This is a genomic window from Paenibacillus albidus, assembly GCF_014644435.1.
In the GTDB taxonomy this organism is placed as follows: Bacteria; Bacillota; Bacilli; order Paenibacillales; family Paenibacillaceae; genus Paenibacillus_AQ; species Paenibacillus_AQ albidus.
The window spans coordinates 23,989-39,244 of the sequence record NZ_BMKR01000037.1; the positions used below are offsets into that span (position 1 = coordinate 23,989).

Genomic DNA, 15,256 nt, shown 5'->3' on the forward strand with positions numbered 1-15,256 from the left:
CTTCACCGCTCCTTACCCTGAGTTGATTTACGCTATAATATCTTCAATCCGCTGCACCATTTCTGCGGATAATTCAATTCCAGATGCCTTGACGTTCTCTTCCACCTGCTCAGGCGTGCTGGCCCCCACAAGCGCACTCGCTACACTCGGCTGGCGCAGTACCCAGGCCAACGCCAGATTGCCTACGGAGATGTCCAGCTCTGCAGCGATCCTGCCGAGTTCCCGAACTTTGGTTATCTTCTCCTCCGTGATCCCTTTGCGCAGTCCTTCACGTTTCGCAGCACGGCTGTCTTCAGGAATATCCGTAACGGAGGTATACTTCCCGGTAAGCAGTCCTTGAGCCAGCGGGGAGAATACCACTTGACCGATCCCCCGGCGTTCACCAAGTGGAATAATTTCCTGTTCGATATACCGGTTGAACATATTATAGACGGGTTGATTGACGACGATAGGGTCCAGCAGATAACGGTCTGCCACGGATAAGGCGTCTGTCATTTGGGCAGCAGTCCATTCACTGACCCCGATATAGAACACCTTGCCTTGACGAACCAGATCATCCAAGGCACGCAGCGTCTCGTCCAGCGGCGTATTCGGATCATAACGGTGGCAATACATAATATCCACATATTCCACACCCAGCCGTTTCAGGCTGGCATGACATTGCTCGGTAATATGCTTGCGGGAAAGCCCGCGGTCGTTCGGGCCCTCCCCCATTTCACCGAAGACTTTGGTAGCCAGTACATAGGACTCGCGCGGATAACCGCGCAAGGTCTCGCCGAGCACCTTCTCGGCTGCCCCTCTTTCATAGACGTTGGCTGTATCAAAGAAATTGACGCCCAATCCGTAAGCGGTTTCAATCGCTTTCACCGCATTGGTCTTCTCTACATATCCACCATAGGTCAGCCAGCTGCCCAAGCTGATCTCACTCACCTTAAGCCCGCTTCCGCCCAATCTGCGATATTTCATGCCTCTTGCTCCTCTCCAGATCCACAAATTTAGAAATAGCCAAGGGTCATTCCGCTTGCCGGGGCCGCTTGAATCGGCCCCCTTTAATACTAACCAGTCCACGCCCAAAGATAAAGTGTAATTTGGAAAAAAATGACTTATGAACTAATCAGTATAACCTTTTGGAATACCCTTCGGCCAATGAAGCGGCAATAACCTCAGCCGTCACTCCGTCCTGCTGTACGTGTGCAGAGAGAATTCTCGCCGCAGAGGGCCGCTCGCCTGACTCCAGCCAGGTCTCCGGTTTCCAGGCTCCAGAGCGCAGGAACGCTTTGGCACAGTGCAGATAACATTCTTCGACAGCTACCACAATTCCGGCCAAAGGCGGTATACCGCTGACGGCCATCGTTTGCAGAAGCCCGCTGTCTTTCGTGATATAAGCGCGACCGTTCACCCGGAGCGTCTCGCCGAGGCCCGGGATCAGGAACACGAGTCCAATCTCCGGATTAGAGAGGATATTGCGCAGCGAATCCAGCCGTTTGTTCCCGCGGCGCTCGGGAATAATCAGATGGCTGTCACCTTCCAGCCTGACGAACCCGGCAGCGTCGCCTCTTGGCGAAACATCGCATTTCCCGCTCTCATCGGAGGTTGAGATGAACATAAGCGGGGATTTGGCGATGAATTCCCGGCAATTCTCGTCAAGATGTGAGATGACCTTCTTCTTAACCAGCTCGCTGGGATAACCCACAAGCTCCCGCAGCTCCGCCTCAGAGGTGATAAACTGCTTCTCGTCAATCCATGTCAATGTTAGCCCTCCCATGAACCCACTCAATTCTTATTGATTATTCTATATAGAATTCCTGCCAGGTTCAACCCTGGTAGAGGCGGGGCCTTCATGTCCCCCCCAACGCGAGGGGCCCCGTCAATTTTACAAGGGGAGTTTCGTCTGGGAACGGTGGCCGCTCCATCGAAGGGGCCGGACTCCAATCATAAACTGCGGTTGACTTGGGCCATGGCAACCACTCGTCACCGGAGTGACTGTACAAGGAAGCGGACCCAGTGGACCTTATTTGTGGAAACGAAGGGTCTTGTCCTTTTATGCGGACACAGGTGCTCTTATTCCATGATCTCTAGCCCAAAACGAGGGGCAATGGATCATTTAGCCACTCCTGAGTCCGTTTGGCTCGAAAAATGAGCTTATTTCGCGAAATAACGCTTCTCAGGTCCGCTAAGTCTATCAACAGCTTACATTGAAGTGGAGCCCTCTTTAGCGGTAAAAATCAGGAGACCAGACGAACGCTACCGCTTATCCTGGGCCGTTCCACGGTGACATCGATGCGGTGGTCGGTCCCGGAAGGCAATAATGCCTTAGGAATTGCCCTTCGAAAAAATGAGGCGGACACTCCCGCCACTGATACTGCTGCTCTAATACTTGTCTACCACCGCCCCCAGAACAGCCGCAGCCACATAGGACCTTCCTTTCAGGCTCTGCAGCTCCTGTGCTGTCCCGGTGACCACGACACCCAGCAGCCTTACATCGCCGGCATCCGGGGCTGCTTTATCTTTTTTCAGATAATTGTAGATCCGCTCATACTCCCATTGATATCTGCCCTTCTGTGCCAGTCCATTCTCAAGGGAAGTGATGAAATCCTGCGCTTTCACCTCCGGATAATCCGGTGGCCGGACCCCAAAGCCAAAGATATAAGAAGATGATTGGGGCAAAGCATAACTTATACCGCCGTTTCCATCCTCATGGGGTTCGAAAAAGGTCCGATTGTCATACGTATCCACCCAATACCACATCGGGGTTATCTGCTTTGGGAGCATGGACTGAACTTCTTCCAGCGAGTACTTTTTATCAAAGGAAACTGCCATTTCCACCAGCTTCTCCGGCTCCATGCGGGACAGCTCCGGCAGATCATTAAGCACCTTGCCATTATAATTTACGCCAGGGATATAGAAAGCAAGCTCCCGCTGCCCGGTCGCTCCGTTATATTGACGGTAATATTCGTACTTCTCCTGCTTCATGGCAGGTTCGGATACGGGTATAGAATCGCCGTGGGCTGAGCCGCCAATTGATGCGAAACTGAAAAAGCCCAGCGCCTTATAGCTCGTTTCACGCGTCGTCCAGGGGATCGGCACTCCGCCAACTATTTTATAAGAAGTCATCTCCATGAATCCGGACAGGAACCCCTGGCGGGCCACAACTCCCAAATAATACTTATTGGGGCTGCTGATCTCCTGATAGATTATTTCATCATTCCAGGCCTTATTAAAAGCTCTGCCCGTCAACTGTGCATTGCCGATCACGCCGCCAACCAGCACAACCATTGTGACCACCAGCGAAATAATCGTATTGCGGAGAAGGGTTCTCCGCTTTGCTTTTTTCAGCAATCGGGTCAGGTTCTTATCGTCTTGTTCTTCCCATGGGGCAGTCATTCCTCATCACCTCTGTATTTGTTCTGAAATTGCTTGCGGGCGCGGAACAGCGCCGATTTCACGGTATCCGTCTTAATGCCAAGAAGCTCGGCAATCTCTTGATAGGACAACTCCAGCTCGTATTTCATAATCAGCAGCTGCTTATGCAAAGGGAGCAATTCTCCCAGCACACGTTCGATGTCCTCCTTTTTCTCCTGCTGCAGCAGATGGTCTTCCGGCAGATCCATGTCGGCAACCTCCACCTCGTCAAGGGGAATGACAATCCGCTTGCGGCGGCGGCACAGATCATAGTAGCGGTTAATCGCGACTTTATACAGCCATGCGCTGAATTTGCGCTCGTCAATAGACTCCATATAGAGCAGTGCCTTATATACAGCATCCTGAACAATATCCTCCGCGTCGGCTGCAGGTGCCCCGAGACGAATCAAGTATTTGCGAATCTCCAGCATTTTGGGTTGAAGTAACTGATGCAGCTGCCCGGGCTTCATCCTGCACCTCCCTTCGTATGTATAACGGCCAGGGCTGATGAAAGTTAGCTCTCAGCACCAAGAATTATTTTCCCCACATCAAAAAGGCTTCTTCCCTCAGGATATAATCCATCCGGAAAAGCCGGAGCCTGCGGCTTTGTAAGGTTATTGTAAGTTTGCGGACAGCTTGCAGACAGCTTCGCAAGCTACAATAGAGTCAACCTTATGATTCCACACGAAATGGAGCGATTCCCAAGTGAGAAGTATGGAAATGATGCTGTTGATCGTCCTGCTGGGCAGTCTGGGAGTACTCTTGTTTGGGCGCAGGGGCAAAAGCCGCTGGACTCTGGCCTTGCTCGGGCTGTCCCTGGCTTCCGTCATTTTGCAGCTGGGGGCGGAGGGATACCGGTGGCAAATGGTACCGGCTTATTCCATACTGATCCTGCTGCCGTTTTTTATATTCAGAAAACCCGGTCAGTCCCGGGTCTCCGCTTCCCGATGGCTCCTCGCAGGCAAGTCATTTGGCTTCCTGCTCTATGCTGCCGCCGCAGTGTTTCTGCCTCTTCTGATTCCCGTTTTTTCGTTCGCGCCGCCTACCGGACCTTATGCGGTGGGAACCACGCTTTATCACTGGGTAGATTCCGACAGATACGAGGAATACACCGGGGAGCCCCGGGATTACCGCGAGCTTATGGTACAGCTATGGTATCCCGCAGGGCAGGATGTTCAGGGGACAGCGGTCCCCTATGTGGACCATCCCCAGGCGATTGCCGCCGGGCTGCAGAAGGCGTTGTCTTTACCGGCTTTTGCGCTGGAGCATCTGGGCGAGATCCAGACCCATGCCTACCCTAATGCATCGCTGGCTCCAGACCGCCCCTCCTGGCCTGTATTGGTATTCTCCCACGGATTAACCGGCTTCCGCAATCAGAATACATATCAATTGGAGGAACTGGCCAGCCATGGTTATATTGTAGCGGCGATCGATCACACTTACGATGCCGCAGCGACGGTATTCCCGGATGGCCGGACCGCACTGGCTAAATACCAAATGGATGAAGAAACATCTCTGCAGGATGAGCATATGCGGCTGTGGGAGAACGATATCCGTTTTGTGCTGGAGCAGCTTCAGCAGTTGAACTTGCAGGATCAGGAGAACCGCTTCGCGGGCGCCTTGGATATGAAACGTATCGGGCTGTTTGGCCATTCTTACGGAGGTGCTGCCGCATTTCAACTGTTGATGAAAGACGAGCGGGTTAAGGCAGCCATCAATATGGACGGGATTCTGTACGGCTCGGCAGCGCCTGAACAAGGCATAGGCAAACCGTTCCTGCTCATGAATGCGGAGAACAGTGTAGATTACGGCCTTTTTGTTTCCAGCCTGGAAACCGCCACCCGGCAATCGGGTCTAAGCAGGCAATCTTACGAGGACTTCTGGCAGGAATCCGTCCAGCGCAGGCACAATGCCACTGCCGGAGGCGGTTACTCCCTGACCCTTCCGCACACCGATCATATGAGCTACACGGATCTCCATCTCTACTCAGCACTTCTTCAGCCCAAAGGAGAAGAGCCTCGTCTGGTTCATCGGATGGTTAATGAATTCGGCCTTGCCTTTTTTGACTAAAAGGAGAACCTTCCGTACCGCTGGACCTTGTAGCCGGTAAATATCCCGAAGCCGGGTTCAGGGCGCACTGATCAACAGTAAATAATCCCTGCCTTGTATAAGGCGAGGGATTATGGTGATGATTGCTATCCGTCTCAGTGTGAAGCTGAAGCTTGATTAAGCCATGACTCCAGCTGACTGGAATCAAACGTATCCCCTTTGCGCAGCTTCAAGGTTTTTCTTTCCGGTGGACCCTCGAACTTTCCTTCCGGCAGCTCCAGTCCCTCAGCATTAAAGATCGTAAAGCTGACCGCATCTTTGGATGTGGAGATGACAGCCGCATATTTCCCGTTTTTTAGAAAATGGGGTTTCTTATACTGCATACGTTCCTGCACCTCCGGTATGGCCCGGTACACCACCTCACGCAGATTCGTAGACAGTTCCGCCTGCCAGGGTTCTTTTAACGCTTCAATAAAATCGGTTATTTCCTGATTCATTCTTAACCTCTCCTTTGTGTACCTCATGTTTATTGGCCAACATACTGAGCTGGTCCTGCAAATCGGCTTCCATAACCGCCTGTATTCCAGATTCCCGTCTGGCATCCGCTTTCTCCTTAAGCCTTCGCAATTCAATCTTGTACTCCCCTCGGCCCGCCGGATATCCGGGTCTCTATAATGACGACGAAACACAGAAGGCATAATCGACACATCGGCAAAAAAATTTTCGCACATCTTCCCTCCATTTATCGGTTCTGTTTTAATTCTTCCTAACGTGACGTATCCCCTTCTTTAAAGCTATTACAGAGGAATAAGCTTGCTTCAGCTTAAAAAGCACCCACAATAAATCATTGTGAGTGCTTTTTATCGTTCCTATTATTGCTTCTCCATGGCTTGCCATATAACAGTTACGGCTTCCGCCCGGGTCGCTGGAGCTTTAGGTCTTAACGTGTTGTCCGGATAGCCGGCAATCACTCCATGCTCCACGGCGGCAGCGACGGCTTTTCGGGCCCATATGGCGATCATTCCTTGATCGGCAAAGGTTTGACTTGCTTGCCCATTCTCCAATTGCAGCGCGTTAACCAGCATCAATGCCATCTGCTCGCGTGTAACGGGTTCATCGGGAGCAAAGGTATGCTCATTGTATCCATGAATAATCCCGTATGCATACGCTGAAGAAATGGCTTGGCTGGCCCAATGGCCAACTGTATCGGTGAATGACTTGCCTTCATTCTGGGGGACTCCCAGGGCACGCACCAGAATTGCGGCAAACTCTGCCCGGTGAATAGGCTGATCGGGCTTAAAGGTACCGTCCGGATAACCGGTGACCGCGTTTTTTTCCGCCAATTGCTGAATAACCTCTTGCGCCCAGTGACCCTGTATATCTGTGAATTGAACACCGGAGCCGTCTTTCACTTGCGGTTGCCACGCCGCTGCCTCAATGGGCGTGGCTATAACCGCGAATTTGACAAAGTGGCTGGTGGCACCGCTGACGGTCCCTTTCTCCCAATCCACCACGCTGTTATTCAGCTCCAGCCATTCGCCCTTCTCTTCGCTCAGACCGTAGAGGCTGACTTTTACCTTCGGTTTCTCTATTGTATTCACAGTAAGTTGCAAGGTCAGGATGGCTTCCTTTTTAAATTTCCCAGGCTGATCCTTCGTAAACTCAACCACTTTGCTTATAAACTGTCCTTTGGTTGGCATAGGAAGGGCATTTGTGCTCGTGATCTCGTGAATCGTCAGATAGAATGAACGGTCCAGCGCTCCGTCAGGGATGATGATTCGCCCCCCGTCAAAAGCAATCGTCCCTCCGCCCTTGCTCACAAAGTAGGCTGGATTGGGTTGCATATAGCCTCCGCTTGGGCTTGGGCTTGGGCTAGGGATTGGGATTGGGCCTGGGTTTCCTTCCTTCCCCGCGCGCGTTGCGGTAATGATATAGGTTTGCTGCAAGCCGTTTAAGGCCGTGACATGAAGTGTAATCGTATTGTCGCCTTCATGGAGCGCCAGCGGTTCACTCCGCTCACCGCTCACTGCCTGCCGGCCCGCACCGGCATTTACGCTGACCGTGATCATGTCTGTGGTATCTGCAGATACGGGTATAAGAGTCATACTGGATACGCTGTTCTCAACGTTAACCGTATAGCTGGTTGTATCCGCAGTGAATTTGGGATTTAATGCCCCCTCACTTGCCGTCAAACCGCTTAAGGCTGCAACCGATGCATCCAGCCGAAACCTTTTTGACATGACATTCGCCAGGTTGCCCGCCTTATCGAGCGCCTGGATATGCAGGTACCAGTCTCCGTCCACACCGCTTTTTGTCAACGCCTCACCGCTTGTGAACGAGGACCAGCCTGCTGCCGGTGTCGATGTATCCGGGGTCCATGCATACTGCAGCGCCGAGTCAACCATTCCGCTGCTGACGTCCGCCGCCGTTACCATCGTCTCGGCCGACTTCATCCAGTTTTCGCTGCCGTTGTGCCCGAAGCTGACGATCGGCGCTGTCTTGTCGATGTTCACCGCCAGCTTGGAGGAGATCGTATTGCCCGCGCTGTCGGTCAGCTGAAATATAACCGTATGCCTGCCTTCCTGCTCGAATAGGACAGGCGTACCATTCACATAGGGCAACATCGCCCCGTCATCCAGCGTATAGCTGAGGTCCTTGATCCCGATCTCCCCCGCCTCGGCGTATACACTCACCGTAACGCCGGCGTTCGTCCATGTTCCGCTCGTATAGCACTGCCGTCTGATTTCGTCAGCGACGGTGTCAGCATCAGCCCGCTGCTGCTGATCTTCACCGTTCGCCCTTCGACAGCTTCATTGCCTGCCGCATCGACAGCTTTGAATACGATAAGATACACGTTATCTCCCTGTAACACGATATCCGAGGTGTATGGGCTCCAAGTAACACCACCATCAACCGAATACGTAAACGAAGCCAAGCCGCTATCCGCATCCGCTGCGCTTGCGGTCACCGTAACGTTCTGATTCGTCCAGGAATGGTCTTCATAGTCTATGCCGTCGGCCGTCTTCATTGTGATGCCGACTGTTGGCGGCAGAAGATCCTGCAGGGATGCCTTGACTTCAGCGGAATAATCGCTGTCTTCCTTTGCGTTGCTTGATCTGACTGTGAAGTAATAGGTACCGTAGGTCAGTCCGGTAACACTATAGGTTGCTCCCGTAGTGGTAGCTGCCGGCAGTTCAGAATAAACGCCGCTTGCCGTGCTCATATAGATGTTATAGCTGTCCGCTTTGGTCACGCTGTCCCAGTGTAAGCTGATCCGGCTATCATCTGCCGTTGCTGTTAAGTTGGCGGGGGCTTCAAGCCTGGTCAGGTTATTCTCCACGGTTCGATGGGCAAAGTTGTCCAATGGATTGTGCGCTGCATCCACAATATTCCCCAGTTGTCCATCATACGAAATCGATACCTCTTGCTCCGGTTCAACTGCTTGATTAACGGTAAAGGAAACCACCTTCGGTTCGCTTAGGTTCAGGTTGGTAACCGGAACATCCCTTCCATCGACTTCAATCGTGATCCCGTCGGGTTCTGAAATACTTATCTCTTCATCAATCATGACAATGACACTGTCCGGATGTTCGTCCTCCACCTTTGCACTTACGATTGTCGGCGGAGCCATATCTAGTCCTCTGCTGTCAGCCGCCGCCTGTAATACCGGGTATGCTGTTCCTTCTTCTATCATCCAGGTATCGGTGAAATCCCACAACTTGAAGGTAGACTGCCGTTTCATTTGCGCTGTGGTTGTGGGGTGGCCTTTACCGTCATCGGATTGCCTGGTAGTCTGACTGTCATAAAAGCCTTCGCTCACCGTACCGCCAGGCTGATTGTTTCCGACCAGCCCGCCAGTATACATATCACCGGTCACGGTTCCTGCGGCATAAGCCTCGCTGACCTCAGCGCAACTCTCTCCGATCAATCCACCTACACCGGTATGGCCATCAACACTCCCAGCCGCAAAAGACTCGCTTACCGTCCCTCCGCTGGTTTGCCCTACTAATCCGCCAACGAAGTTCATACCGTTGACGCTTCCGATATAATAAGCATTGCTGACTGTACCCAATGTCTTGCCAATCACCCCCCCGACAGCAATATTTCCAGTAACGGCTGCACTATCCAGTCCAATGTTCTTCACAACTCCACTTGGCCGAACCGAGCCGAATGGGCCAATATCGCTGCTTTGGGGACGATGGATCGTTAAATGGCTGATCTTCCTGCCTTGCCCGTCGAAAATCCCGCTGAAAGAAAGGCCATTCCAGCCAATGGGTACGAAACCCGAACCCGTGACCATGCCTCCGCCCGTGCGGGTCGCCCACATATCGGAGCGGCTGGTGTCGGTGAAGGTTGTGCCGAAATCAAGGTTCTTCGCCAAGGTGTAATGGTTCTCCAGATCCAGTGCCATTAACTGCAGCTGATGCGTGTTGCTGATGGTCGCGGAATATTCGCTGCGCAGAAACGGGCGCGTCGCGCCCTCAAGCATAAACCAGTCATTGGTGAAATCCCAGCCGGAATAGTCTGCTTGTGTCAGCGCTTGTGGAGTGGTGAGGCCGGACGCACTGCAAATTCCCGTATCATATCCGCAGGCGCTGCTCTGGCCGGAAGTTTCCGTATCCCAGAAGCTAGTATTCAGCTCTCCGAAACCATTGATCCCGATCAGCCCGCCAGCAAAGCTGCCGCCGCTCACGTCACCTGTCGCGTAAGACTGGCTTATCAGGCCAAAGTCCGTTCCCCCCACCAGTCCACCAACCGCAACATTCCCCCTGACGGAGCCAGTGGCATACGACTGGCTCACGAAGGCGGAGATATTATACCCGAGCAGCCCGCCGACATGGTCGCCGCTTCCGCTGACGGCACCAGTGGCGTAGGACTGGGTTACCGTCCCGCCCTCATTGTCCCCGATCAGCCCGCCGACAATATTGGCTCCATCAACGGTGCCAGTGGCGTAGGAAGCACTGACCGTATCATCATTGCGCCCCACCAGCCCACCGACATAGTTGCCGCCGCTGACAGAGCCGGCAGCGTAGGAGCTGGTTACTTCACTGCCGCTCCCATTGTAGCCAACCAATCCGCCAACGGTGCCGGCGGCACTGCTGACAACACTGGCAACGTAGGACTGGTCCACTGTGCCATAGTTGCGGCCCGCAAGTCCGCCCGTGTGGCTTTTGCCGGTGATGGAGCCTCCCGCGAGGCCGACATTCCTCACCACTCCATCCGGGCCGATGATTCCGAACAGTCCGATAGAATGGGTTAAGGGACGGTTAATGGTCAAATCGCTGATGACATGTCCCTTTCCGTCAAAGACACCTGTGAACTGGCTGCTGTCGTTGCCATTGCCCCCGATGGGGATAAAGCCCTCTCCACTGTTCCAGTCTGCGGTCTCCGAAGCGTTGAGATCCGCTCCCAGCATATAGTGGGCGCTCAGGTTATTTCGCATTTCGTTCAAATGCTCCAGGGTCAATATGACGTAGGGATCGGCTTCTGTCCCCGAGCCTTTCATCGTATCCTGTGAACCGGCTAACACTTGTAGTGGGACGAGTCCTATCAAGAGTACAAGTGCTGTCACAACAGAAAAAATCCTCATCATCATCGTGCTCATTCCTTTCACTTTCAAACATTACACCCAACATTACAACCCGAATTATAAATGATCTCATAGACCGTGTAATCTAACTGCGGTTATAGATCCGGTTATAGGTCCCGTTAGAGCACGACAAAAAAAGTGCCGGCAAATATGCCAACACTTTAAGGGACAAACGGATTCAGGATTCAGCAGCTTCTCTTTTTTGGGAACGATCTCCTGTCAAACGGACGATTAGCGAAGCCGCCGCCAAAAATACAGCTACACCCGTTATAATCATAAAAAAGGAATGATCAAAAGCAAACTGGCCTGCTGCTTGTAATGCCGCTGCTGCTTGTGAAGGCAAGCTCTCGGCAACAAGGAGCGCTTCATCCAGGCTGTCCTTCACCATCGCAGGAACCTGTAGATCAGAAGGAACTTTCATTGCCAGGGAATACCCCAGAGCTGACATGCTGCCGATAATAGCAATCCCCGATGCTCCCCCGAGCTCATAGGCTACTTCCTCAATGGATGCAGCCATACCTGCTTTGTCCGCCGGGGCATAATTCATAATGGAATGAGAGGCGGCAGTCATCCCTGCTCCCAAGCCTGCACCAAGCAAGCCCAACCCAAGAATCTGCCCGGCAACGCCTGCATTAAATTGCGTTAGATACACGCCCATTCCCAGAGCGGCAAGCAGAAGAGAGAAACTTTGGATACGGATAACATCCATTCGATGGAGCAAAGATCCGGTTAACGGGCCTGCAATGAGAGAGGCAGCCGGTATGCTTATCGTGTACAGCCCTGCCTGGAGTGGAGTCAGACCTTCCACCAGCTGAAGACGCTGGGTCACAATATATTGAATCCCCATCTGGGCAAATGCACCAACCAAAGCCGTTATAAATCCGCTGCTGAACCTTGTGATTCTGAATAAAGAAAGATCAATAAGCGGGCTGGCACTTTTGTTCTGACGGCGGATAAAGATGATTAGAGCCACGACGCCAATAACGGCACCAATCACCGCGAATGTCGGGGAACCGCCACGCCGGGCAAACTCTTTGATGGAGTAGATGAGTCCCACCATAGCAACCATGATTTGAATAGACCCAATGAGATCCCACTTCTTTTCTTTATTCCCGGCATGTTGCGGTACATAAATCAAGGTTAAGACAAGAGCAAGCATTGCAATCGGCAAATTAATCAAGAAGACAGAACCCCACCAAAAATGTTCCAGAAGAAGGCCGCCCACGATAGGACCCAGTCCTGCACCACCGGAGGACACAGCCCCCCAAATACCAATCGCCAGGGCACGCTCCCGTTCATTCGTAAACGTAACCCTGATGATCGACAATGTGGCCGGCATCATCATCGACGCTCCGACTGCAAGAAGAACCCGTGCCATTACCAATACAACCGGTACGGGAGAGAAAGCAGCTGTAAGTGAAGCTGCAGCAAATACGAGCAAACCGGAGGTAAAGATTTTTTTATAACCCAAGCGGTCGCCCAGTGTTCCCATTGCCGGGAGCAGACCCGCCATGACGAGCGAGTAGCCATTCAGTATCCATAACTTCTCCGATGCTGACGCGCCGAGGTCATGGGTTAAGCTGGGTAAAGCGGTATACAGGATGGTCATATCCATCACAATAAGTAAAAGTGCGCTTGATACGATAGCCAGAATCATCCAACGTTTGAGTGTAGACATGTTGTTCCCCCATCAATACAAATTAAGTTTTCATTTAGAACGATAAACTATCGGGTAACCCGATAGTCAAGTTCCAATATACAGACTACAATAGAAATACGAAACTTGTAGAGGACAAAGGAGAACGCGATGCCGGAGAATTTCCATCAATATTTGACTACCAGTGAGTTTGCCAGAACTTGCGGAGTCACCAAACATACCTTGTTTCATTATGATGAAATCGGGCTCTTAAAACCGGAATTCACGAATTCAAAAGGTTATCGTTATTACTCCGTTCAGCAATGCTACGTGCTGGATATTATAAATGTGCTGAAAAAAGCGGGGAGATCCCTGCAGGAAATCAAAGGATTTATTCAGAATCAGAACACCCCTCTGCTCTTGGAACTGTTCAGACAGAAACTGCAGGTCCTGGAAGCGGAACGGGCTAAAATTAAAAAAATGCAAAATCTGCTGGAAAATGCGATTGAAATGACAGAGCAAGCTCAGGAGACACTGTACACCGGACCTTCGTTGGAGGAATGTGAGGAAGAATACTTCATTGCTTCTAAGTTGAAGCGGGGAGATGGCGACAAAGAGTTCGCCCACAAATTAAATGAACATCGGGATTATTGCGAAAATCAGTTCATTGATTGTGAGTTTCCGATCTGGACTATTTTATGCAAGGAGCATTTTGAGTCAGGGGATTATTATCCGGACTATATTTCCAATAAGCTCAGGACTCCGATTCCGGGAGAACGATTGCTCCGCAAGCCCAAAGGACTGTATGTGGTCCTGAATCATAGAGGATCCTACGAAACTATGTCTGAATCTTATTCCATAATCAAAGAATTTATCGAGCACAAAGGGATGGCTGTATGTGGCGAGGCGTACGCTGTGGACTTGCTCAACTATTTCGCAGAAAAAAATCCGGAGCACTATGTCGTTCAGATTTCAGTTAAAGTTTCAACAGTAAGCAACGATGCTTTAGAAATGCCGGAGCAATAAGATTCAGCGGGTACAAAAAAGGATCTCCATGCAGAGATCCTTTACTTCCGGGGCCATATTCGACCTGATTCCTGTGGCATCAGTGCGTATTTAGATGAAATTATGTTTGTTCTCTTTAACCCACTCGGCAAAAGTTTTAGCTGGTTTCCCCGTCACTTCTTCTACTGTCGGCAGAACGGTATAAATTTCCGCCGGTGGATCGCTCCAAACAATTAATATTAGGGGATAAGTTTGAGCTGATTGTTTAGTGTTGAACCCGCACATTGCCACCAAACAAATACAAAGACGCGCATTAGCAACTATGCGCGTCTTTGTTCATAAACCTATATTAAACGACCCTCTTATAATCACGAAACCTGAAGGTAAGAATACCGTAATAAAGGGTAACTAAAGAGTAAGGCCGCGCTAAGCCGGCTTATACAACCCTGGAGGAGGGATCATGATGCTCAAAAAAATACTCGGCAAAGTGCTGCACTCCATGGAACACTCCAAACATGGAGGGCGCAACAGACATTCAAGCAGTCATAAAGGGAGGCCTGTATACGGCAGACATTCAAGCAGCAGCCACGGATACAAGCGACATTCATCTTCAGACTCACGCCGCGGAGGAAGCGGACATAAATATTATAAGAACCGCTACGGCAGTTCAAGCTGATTCTTGCCTGAACATGCTGCACGAATCTAAGGCGCCTTTCACCTTTTTGGCTGAAGGCGCCTTTTTGTGCGGCGATCACCGCAAGCTTTCATACAAAACCTCGGCCTCACGGACAAACAAGGCTGTATCTGGATAGGTGGCCTCTTCCCCAAGAAGCCGGGAAAGAATATGCAGCATACCAGGCGATAAATTCAGTTCTTCCCGCCAGCTCCGTTCCGTTCCTTCCGGTTCAGGCCGGTAACCGGAATACAGCATGAACAGCATTAACTGTCCTATGTCATACAAATCCGAGGCGATAACCGGCGGCATCCGTTTCGGCATCTCCTCCGCCTGCGGCTTTCGCCCTGCAAGCACCGTGTCCACCTCTCCAATCCGCCTTGCTAATCCGAAATCAATTAAATATAACTCTTCATTCTGGAGGATCACATTAGGAATCCGCAGATCAAGGTGAACGTATCCACGTGAATGGACATGGGCTACCAGCTCCATCAGCCTCAAGGTCGTGGCCAGACACTCCCGCTCCCCGTAGACGATGTGCCCATCAAAGATCAAATCTTCCAACGTGTTACCCTCAATATAATCGGTTACCAGCCAGTTTGAGCCTTTGTACTCAAAAAAATCACGGCACGCAGGAATGTTGGGATGATCCATGGACCGTAAGATATTACTTTCCTTGCTAAGCATAGCCCGGCCTACCGCTTTTTTGCTCGGTCTGGACTGTTTGACGGCTAAAAGAGCTCCATCTCTAGAGTCACAGCACCGGTAAGTAAGCCCGTAGCTCCCTTCCCCTAACAGGGATTCTATCTGATACCGTTCACCGATAAGGGCCCCTTCCGGGAGCGGATAATCCCGCCAGGCCCGAACAAATCCGCGCCACTTTTCAAATGCCATTCCTTTT

Annotated in this window: 12 protein-coding genes; 3 read left to right on the plus strand and 9 right to left on the minus strand. The window is 51.5% G+C overall.

Annotated elements, in window-relative coordinates; all coding sequences use genetic code 11:
• Positions 1 to 27: 27 nt before the first annotated feature.
• The 4 genes from IEY53_RS27750 to IEY53_RS27765 form a co-directional block, all read right to left on the minus strand.
• Positions 28 to 966 (minus strand): aldo/keto reductase family protein, encoded by a 939-nt coding sequence (locus IEY53_RS27750; protein WP_189030772.1) that lies wholly within the window; start codon positions 964 to 966, stop codon positions 28 to 30.
• 148 nt (positions 967 to 1,114) lie between these two features.
• Complete coding sequence (locus IEY53_RS27755) at positions 1,115 to 1,750, minus strand: pyridoxamine 5'-phosphate oxidase family protein (RefSeq protein WP_229696404.1); 636 nt, start codon at positions 1,748 to 1,750, stop codon at positions 1,115 to 1,117.
• 620 nt (positions 1,751 to 2,370) lie between these two features.
• A complete protein-coding gene (locus tag IEY53_RS27760; RefSeq protein WP_189030776.1) occupies positions 2,371 to 3,384 on the minus strand; it encodes an anti-sigma factor in 1,014 nt (337 codons plus the stop codon).
• Positions 3,381 to 3,872 (minus strand): RNA polymerase sigma factor, encoded by a 492-nt coding sequence (locus IEY53_RS27765; RefSeq protein WP_189030778.1) that lies wholly within the window; start codon positions 3,870 to 3,872, stop codon positions 3,381 to 3,383. Before IEY53_RS27765 ends, IEY53_RS27760 begins: the two co-directional genes overlap by 4 nt.
• A gap of 244 nt (positions 3,873 to 4,116) precedes the next feature.
• Here IEY53_RS27765 and IEY53_RS27770 point away from each other — a divergent pair, with 244 nt between their 5' ends.
• Complete coding sequence (locus tag IEY53_RS27770) at positions 4,117 to 5,472, plus strand: alpha/beta hydrolase family protein (protein WP_229696408.1); 1,356 nt, start codon at positions 4,117 to 4,119, stop codon at positions 5,470 to 5,472.
• A gap of 134 nt (positions 5,473 to 5,606) precedes the next feature.
• On the opposite strand, the gene IEY53_RS27775 is transcribed toward IEY53_RS27770, so the two are convergent.
• The 4 genes from IEY53_RS27775 to IEY53_RS27790 form a co-directional block, all read right to left on the minus strand.
• The gene (locus IEY53_RS27775) at positions 5,607 to 5,948 is read right to left on the minus strand and encodes a DUF1801 domain-containing protein (protein ID WP_189030782.1); all 342 of its coding nucleotides are present in this window, start codon (positions 5,946 to 5,948) and stop codon (positions 5,607 to 5,609) included.
• 375 nt (positions 5,949 to 6,323) lie between these two features.
• Positions 6,324 to 8,144, minus strand: a complete 1,821-nt coding sequence (locus tag IEY53_RS27780; protein ID WP_189030784.1) for an S-layer homology domain-containing protein — start codon at positions 8,142 to 8,144, stop codon at positions 6,324 to 6,326.
• Positions 8,141 to 11,005, minus strand: a complete 2,865-nt coding sequence (locus tag IEY53_RS27785) for a GLUG motif-containing protein (RefSeq protein WP_189030785.1) — start codon at positions 11,003 to 11,005, stop codon at positions 8,141 to 8,143. Before IEY53_RS27785 ends, IEY53_RS27780 begins: the two co-directional genes overlap by 4 nt.
• A 214-nt stretch (positions 11,006 to 11,219) precedes the next feature.
• The gene (locus tag IEY53_RS27790) at positions 11,220 to 12,719 is read right to left on the minus strand and encodes an MFS transporter (RefSeq protein ID WP_189030787.1); all 1,500 of its coding nucleotides are present in this window, start codon (positions 12,717 to 12,719) and stop codon (positions 11,220 to 11,222) included.
• 129 nt (positions 12,720 to 12,848) lie between these two features.
• On the opposite strand from IEY53_RS27790, the gene IEY53_RS27795 reads away from it, so the two are divergent.
• The gene (locus IEY53_RS27795) at positions 12,849 to 13,703 is read left to right on the plus strand and encodes a MerR family transcriptional regulator (RefSeq protein ID WP_189030789.1); all 855 of its coding nucleotides are present in this window, start codon (positions 12,849 to 12,851) and stop codon (positions 13,701 to 13,703) included.
• Between the two features lie 442 nt (positions 13,704 to 14,145).
• On the plus strand, positions 14,146 to 14,358 hold the full coding sequence (locus tag IEY53_RS27800; protein ID WP_189030791.1) for a hypothetical protein: 213 nt from the start codon (positions 14,146 to 14,148) through the stop codon (positions 14,356 to 14,358).
• A 75-nt stretch (positions 14,359 to 14,433) separates the two neighbouring features.
• Here IEY53_RS27800 and IEY53_RS27805 read toward each other — a convergent pair whose 3' ends face one another.
• Positions 14,434 to 15,249 (minus strand): serine/threonine protein kinase, encoded by an 816-nt coding sequence (locus tag IEY53_RS27805; RefSeq protein ID WP_189030793.1) that lies wholly within the window; start codon positions 15,247 to 15,249, stop codon positions 14,434 to 14,436.
• Positions 15,250 to 15,256 lie beyond the last annotated feature (7 nt).

What these genes read in the sequence shown, in the direction of transcription:
- IEY53_RS27750 (WP_189030772.1), bottom strand. Translation starts at nt 966, where the DNA reads ATGAAATATCGCAGATTGGGCGGAAGCGGGCTTAAGGTGAGTGAGATC.
- IEY53_RS27760 (WP_189030776.1), bottom strand. Translation starts at nt 3,384, where the DNA reads ATGACTGCCCCATGGGAAGAACAAGACGATAAGAACCTGACCCGATTG.
- IEY53_RS27765 (WP_189030778.1), bottom strand. Translation starts at nt 3,872, where the DNA reads ATGAAGCCCGGGCAGCTGCATCAGTTACTTCAACCCAAAATGCTGGAG.
- IEY53_RS27770 (WP_229696408.1), top strand. Translation starts at nt 4,117, where the DNA reads ATGGAAATGATGCTGTTGATCGTCCTGCTGGGCAGTCTGGGAGTACTC.
- IEY53_RS27775 (WP_189030782.1), bottom strand. Translation starts at nt 5,948, where the DNA reads ATGAATCAGGAAATAACCGATTTTATTGAAGCGTTAAAAGAACCCTGG.
- IEY53_RS27790 (WP_189030787.1), bottom strand. Translation starts at nt 12,719, where the DNA reads ATGTCTACACTCAAACGTTGGATGATTCTGGCTATCGTATCAAGCGCA.
- IEY53_RS27795 (WP_189030789.1), top strand. Translation starts at nt 12,849, where the DNA reads ATGCCGGAGAATTTCCATCAATATTTGACTACCAGTGAGTTTGCCAGA.
- IEY53_RS27800 (WP_189030791.1), top strand. Translation starts at nt 14,146, where the DNA reads ATGCTCAAAAAAATACTCGGCAAAGTGCTGCACTCCATGGAACACTCC.
- IEY53_RS27805 (WP_189030793.1), bottom strand. Translation starts at nt 15,249, where the DNA reads ATGGCATTTGAAAAGTGGCGCGGATTTGTTCGGGCCTGGCGGGATTAT.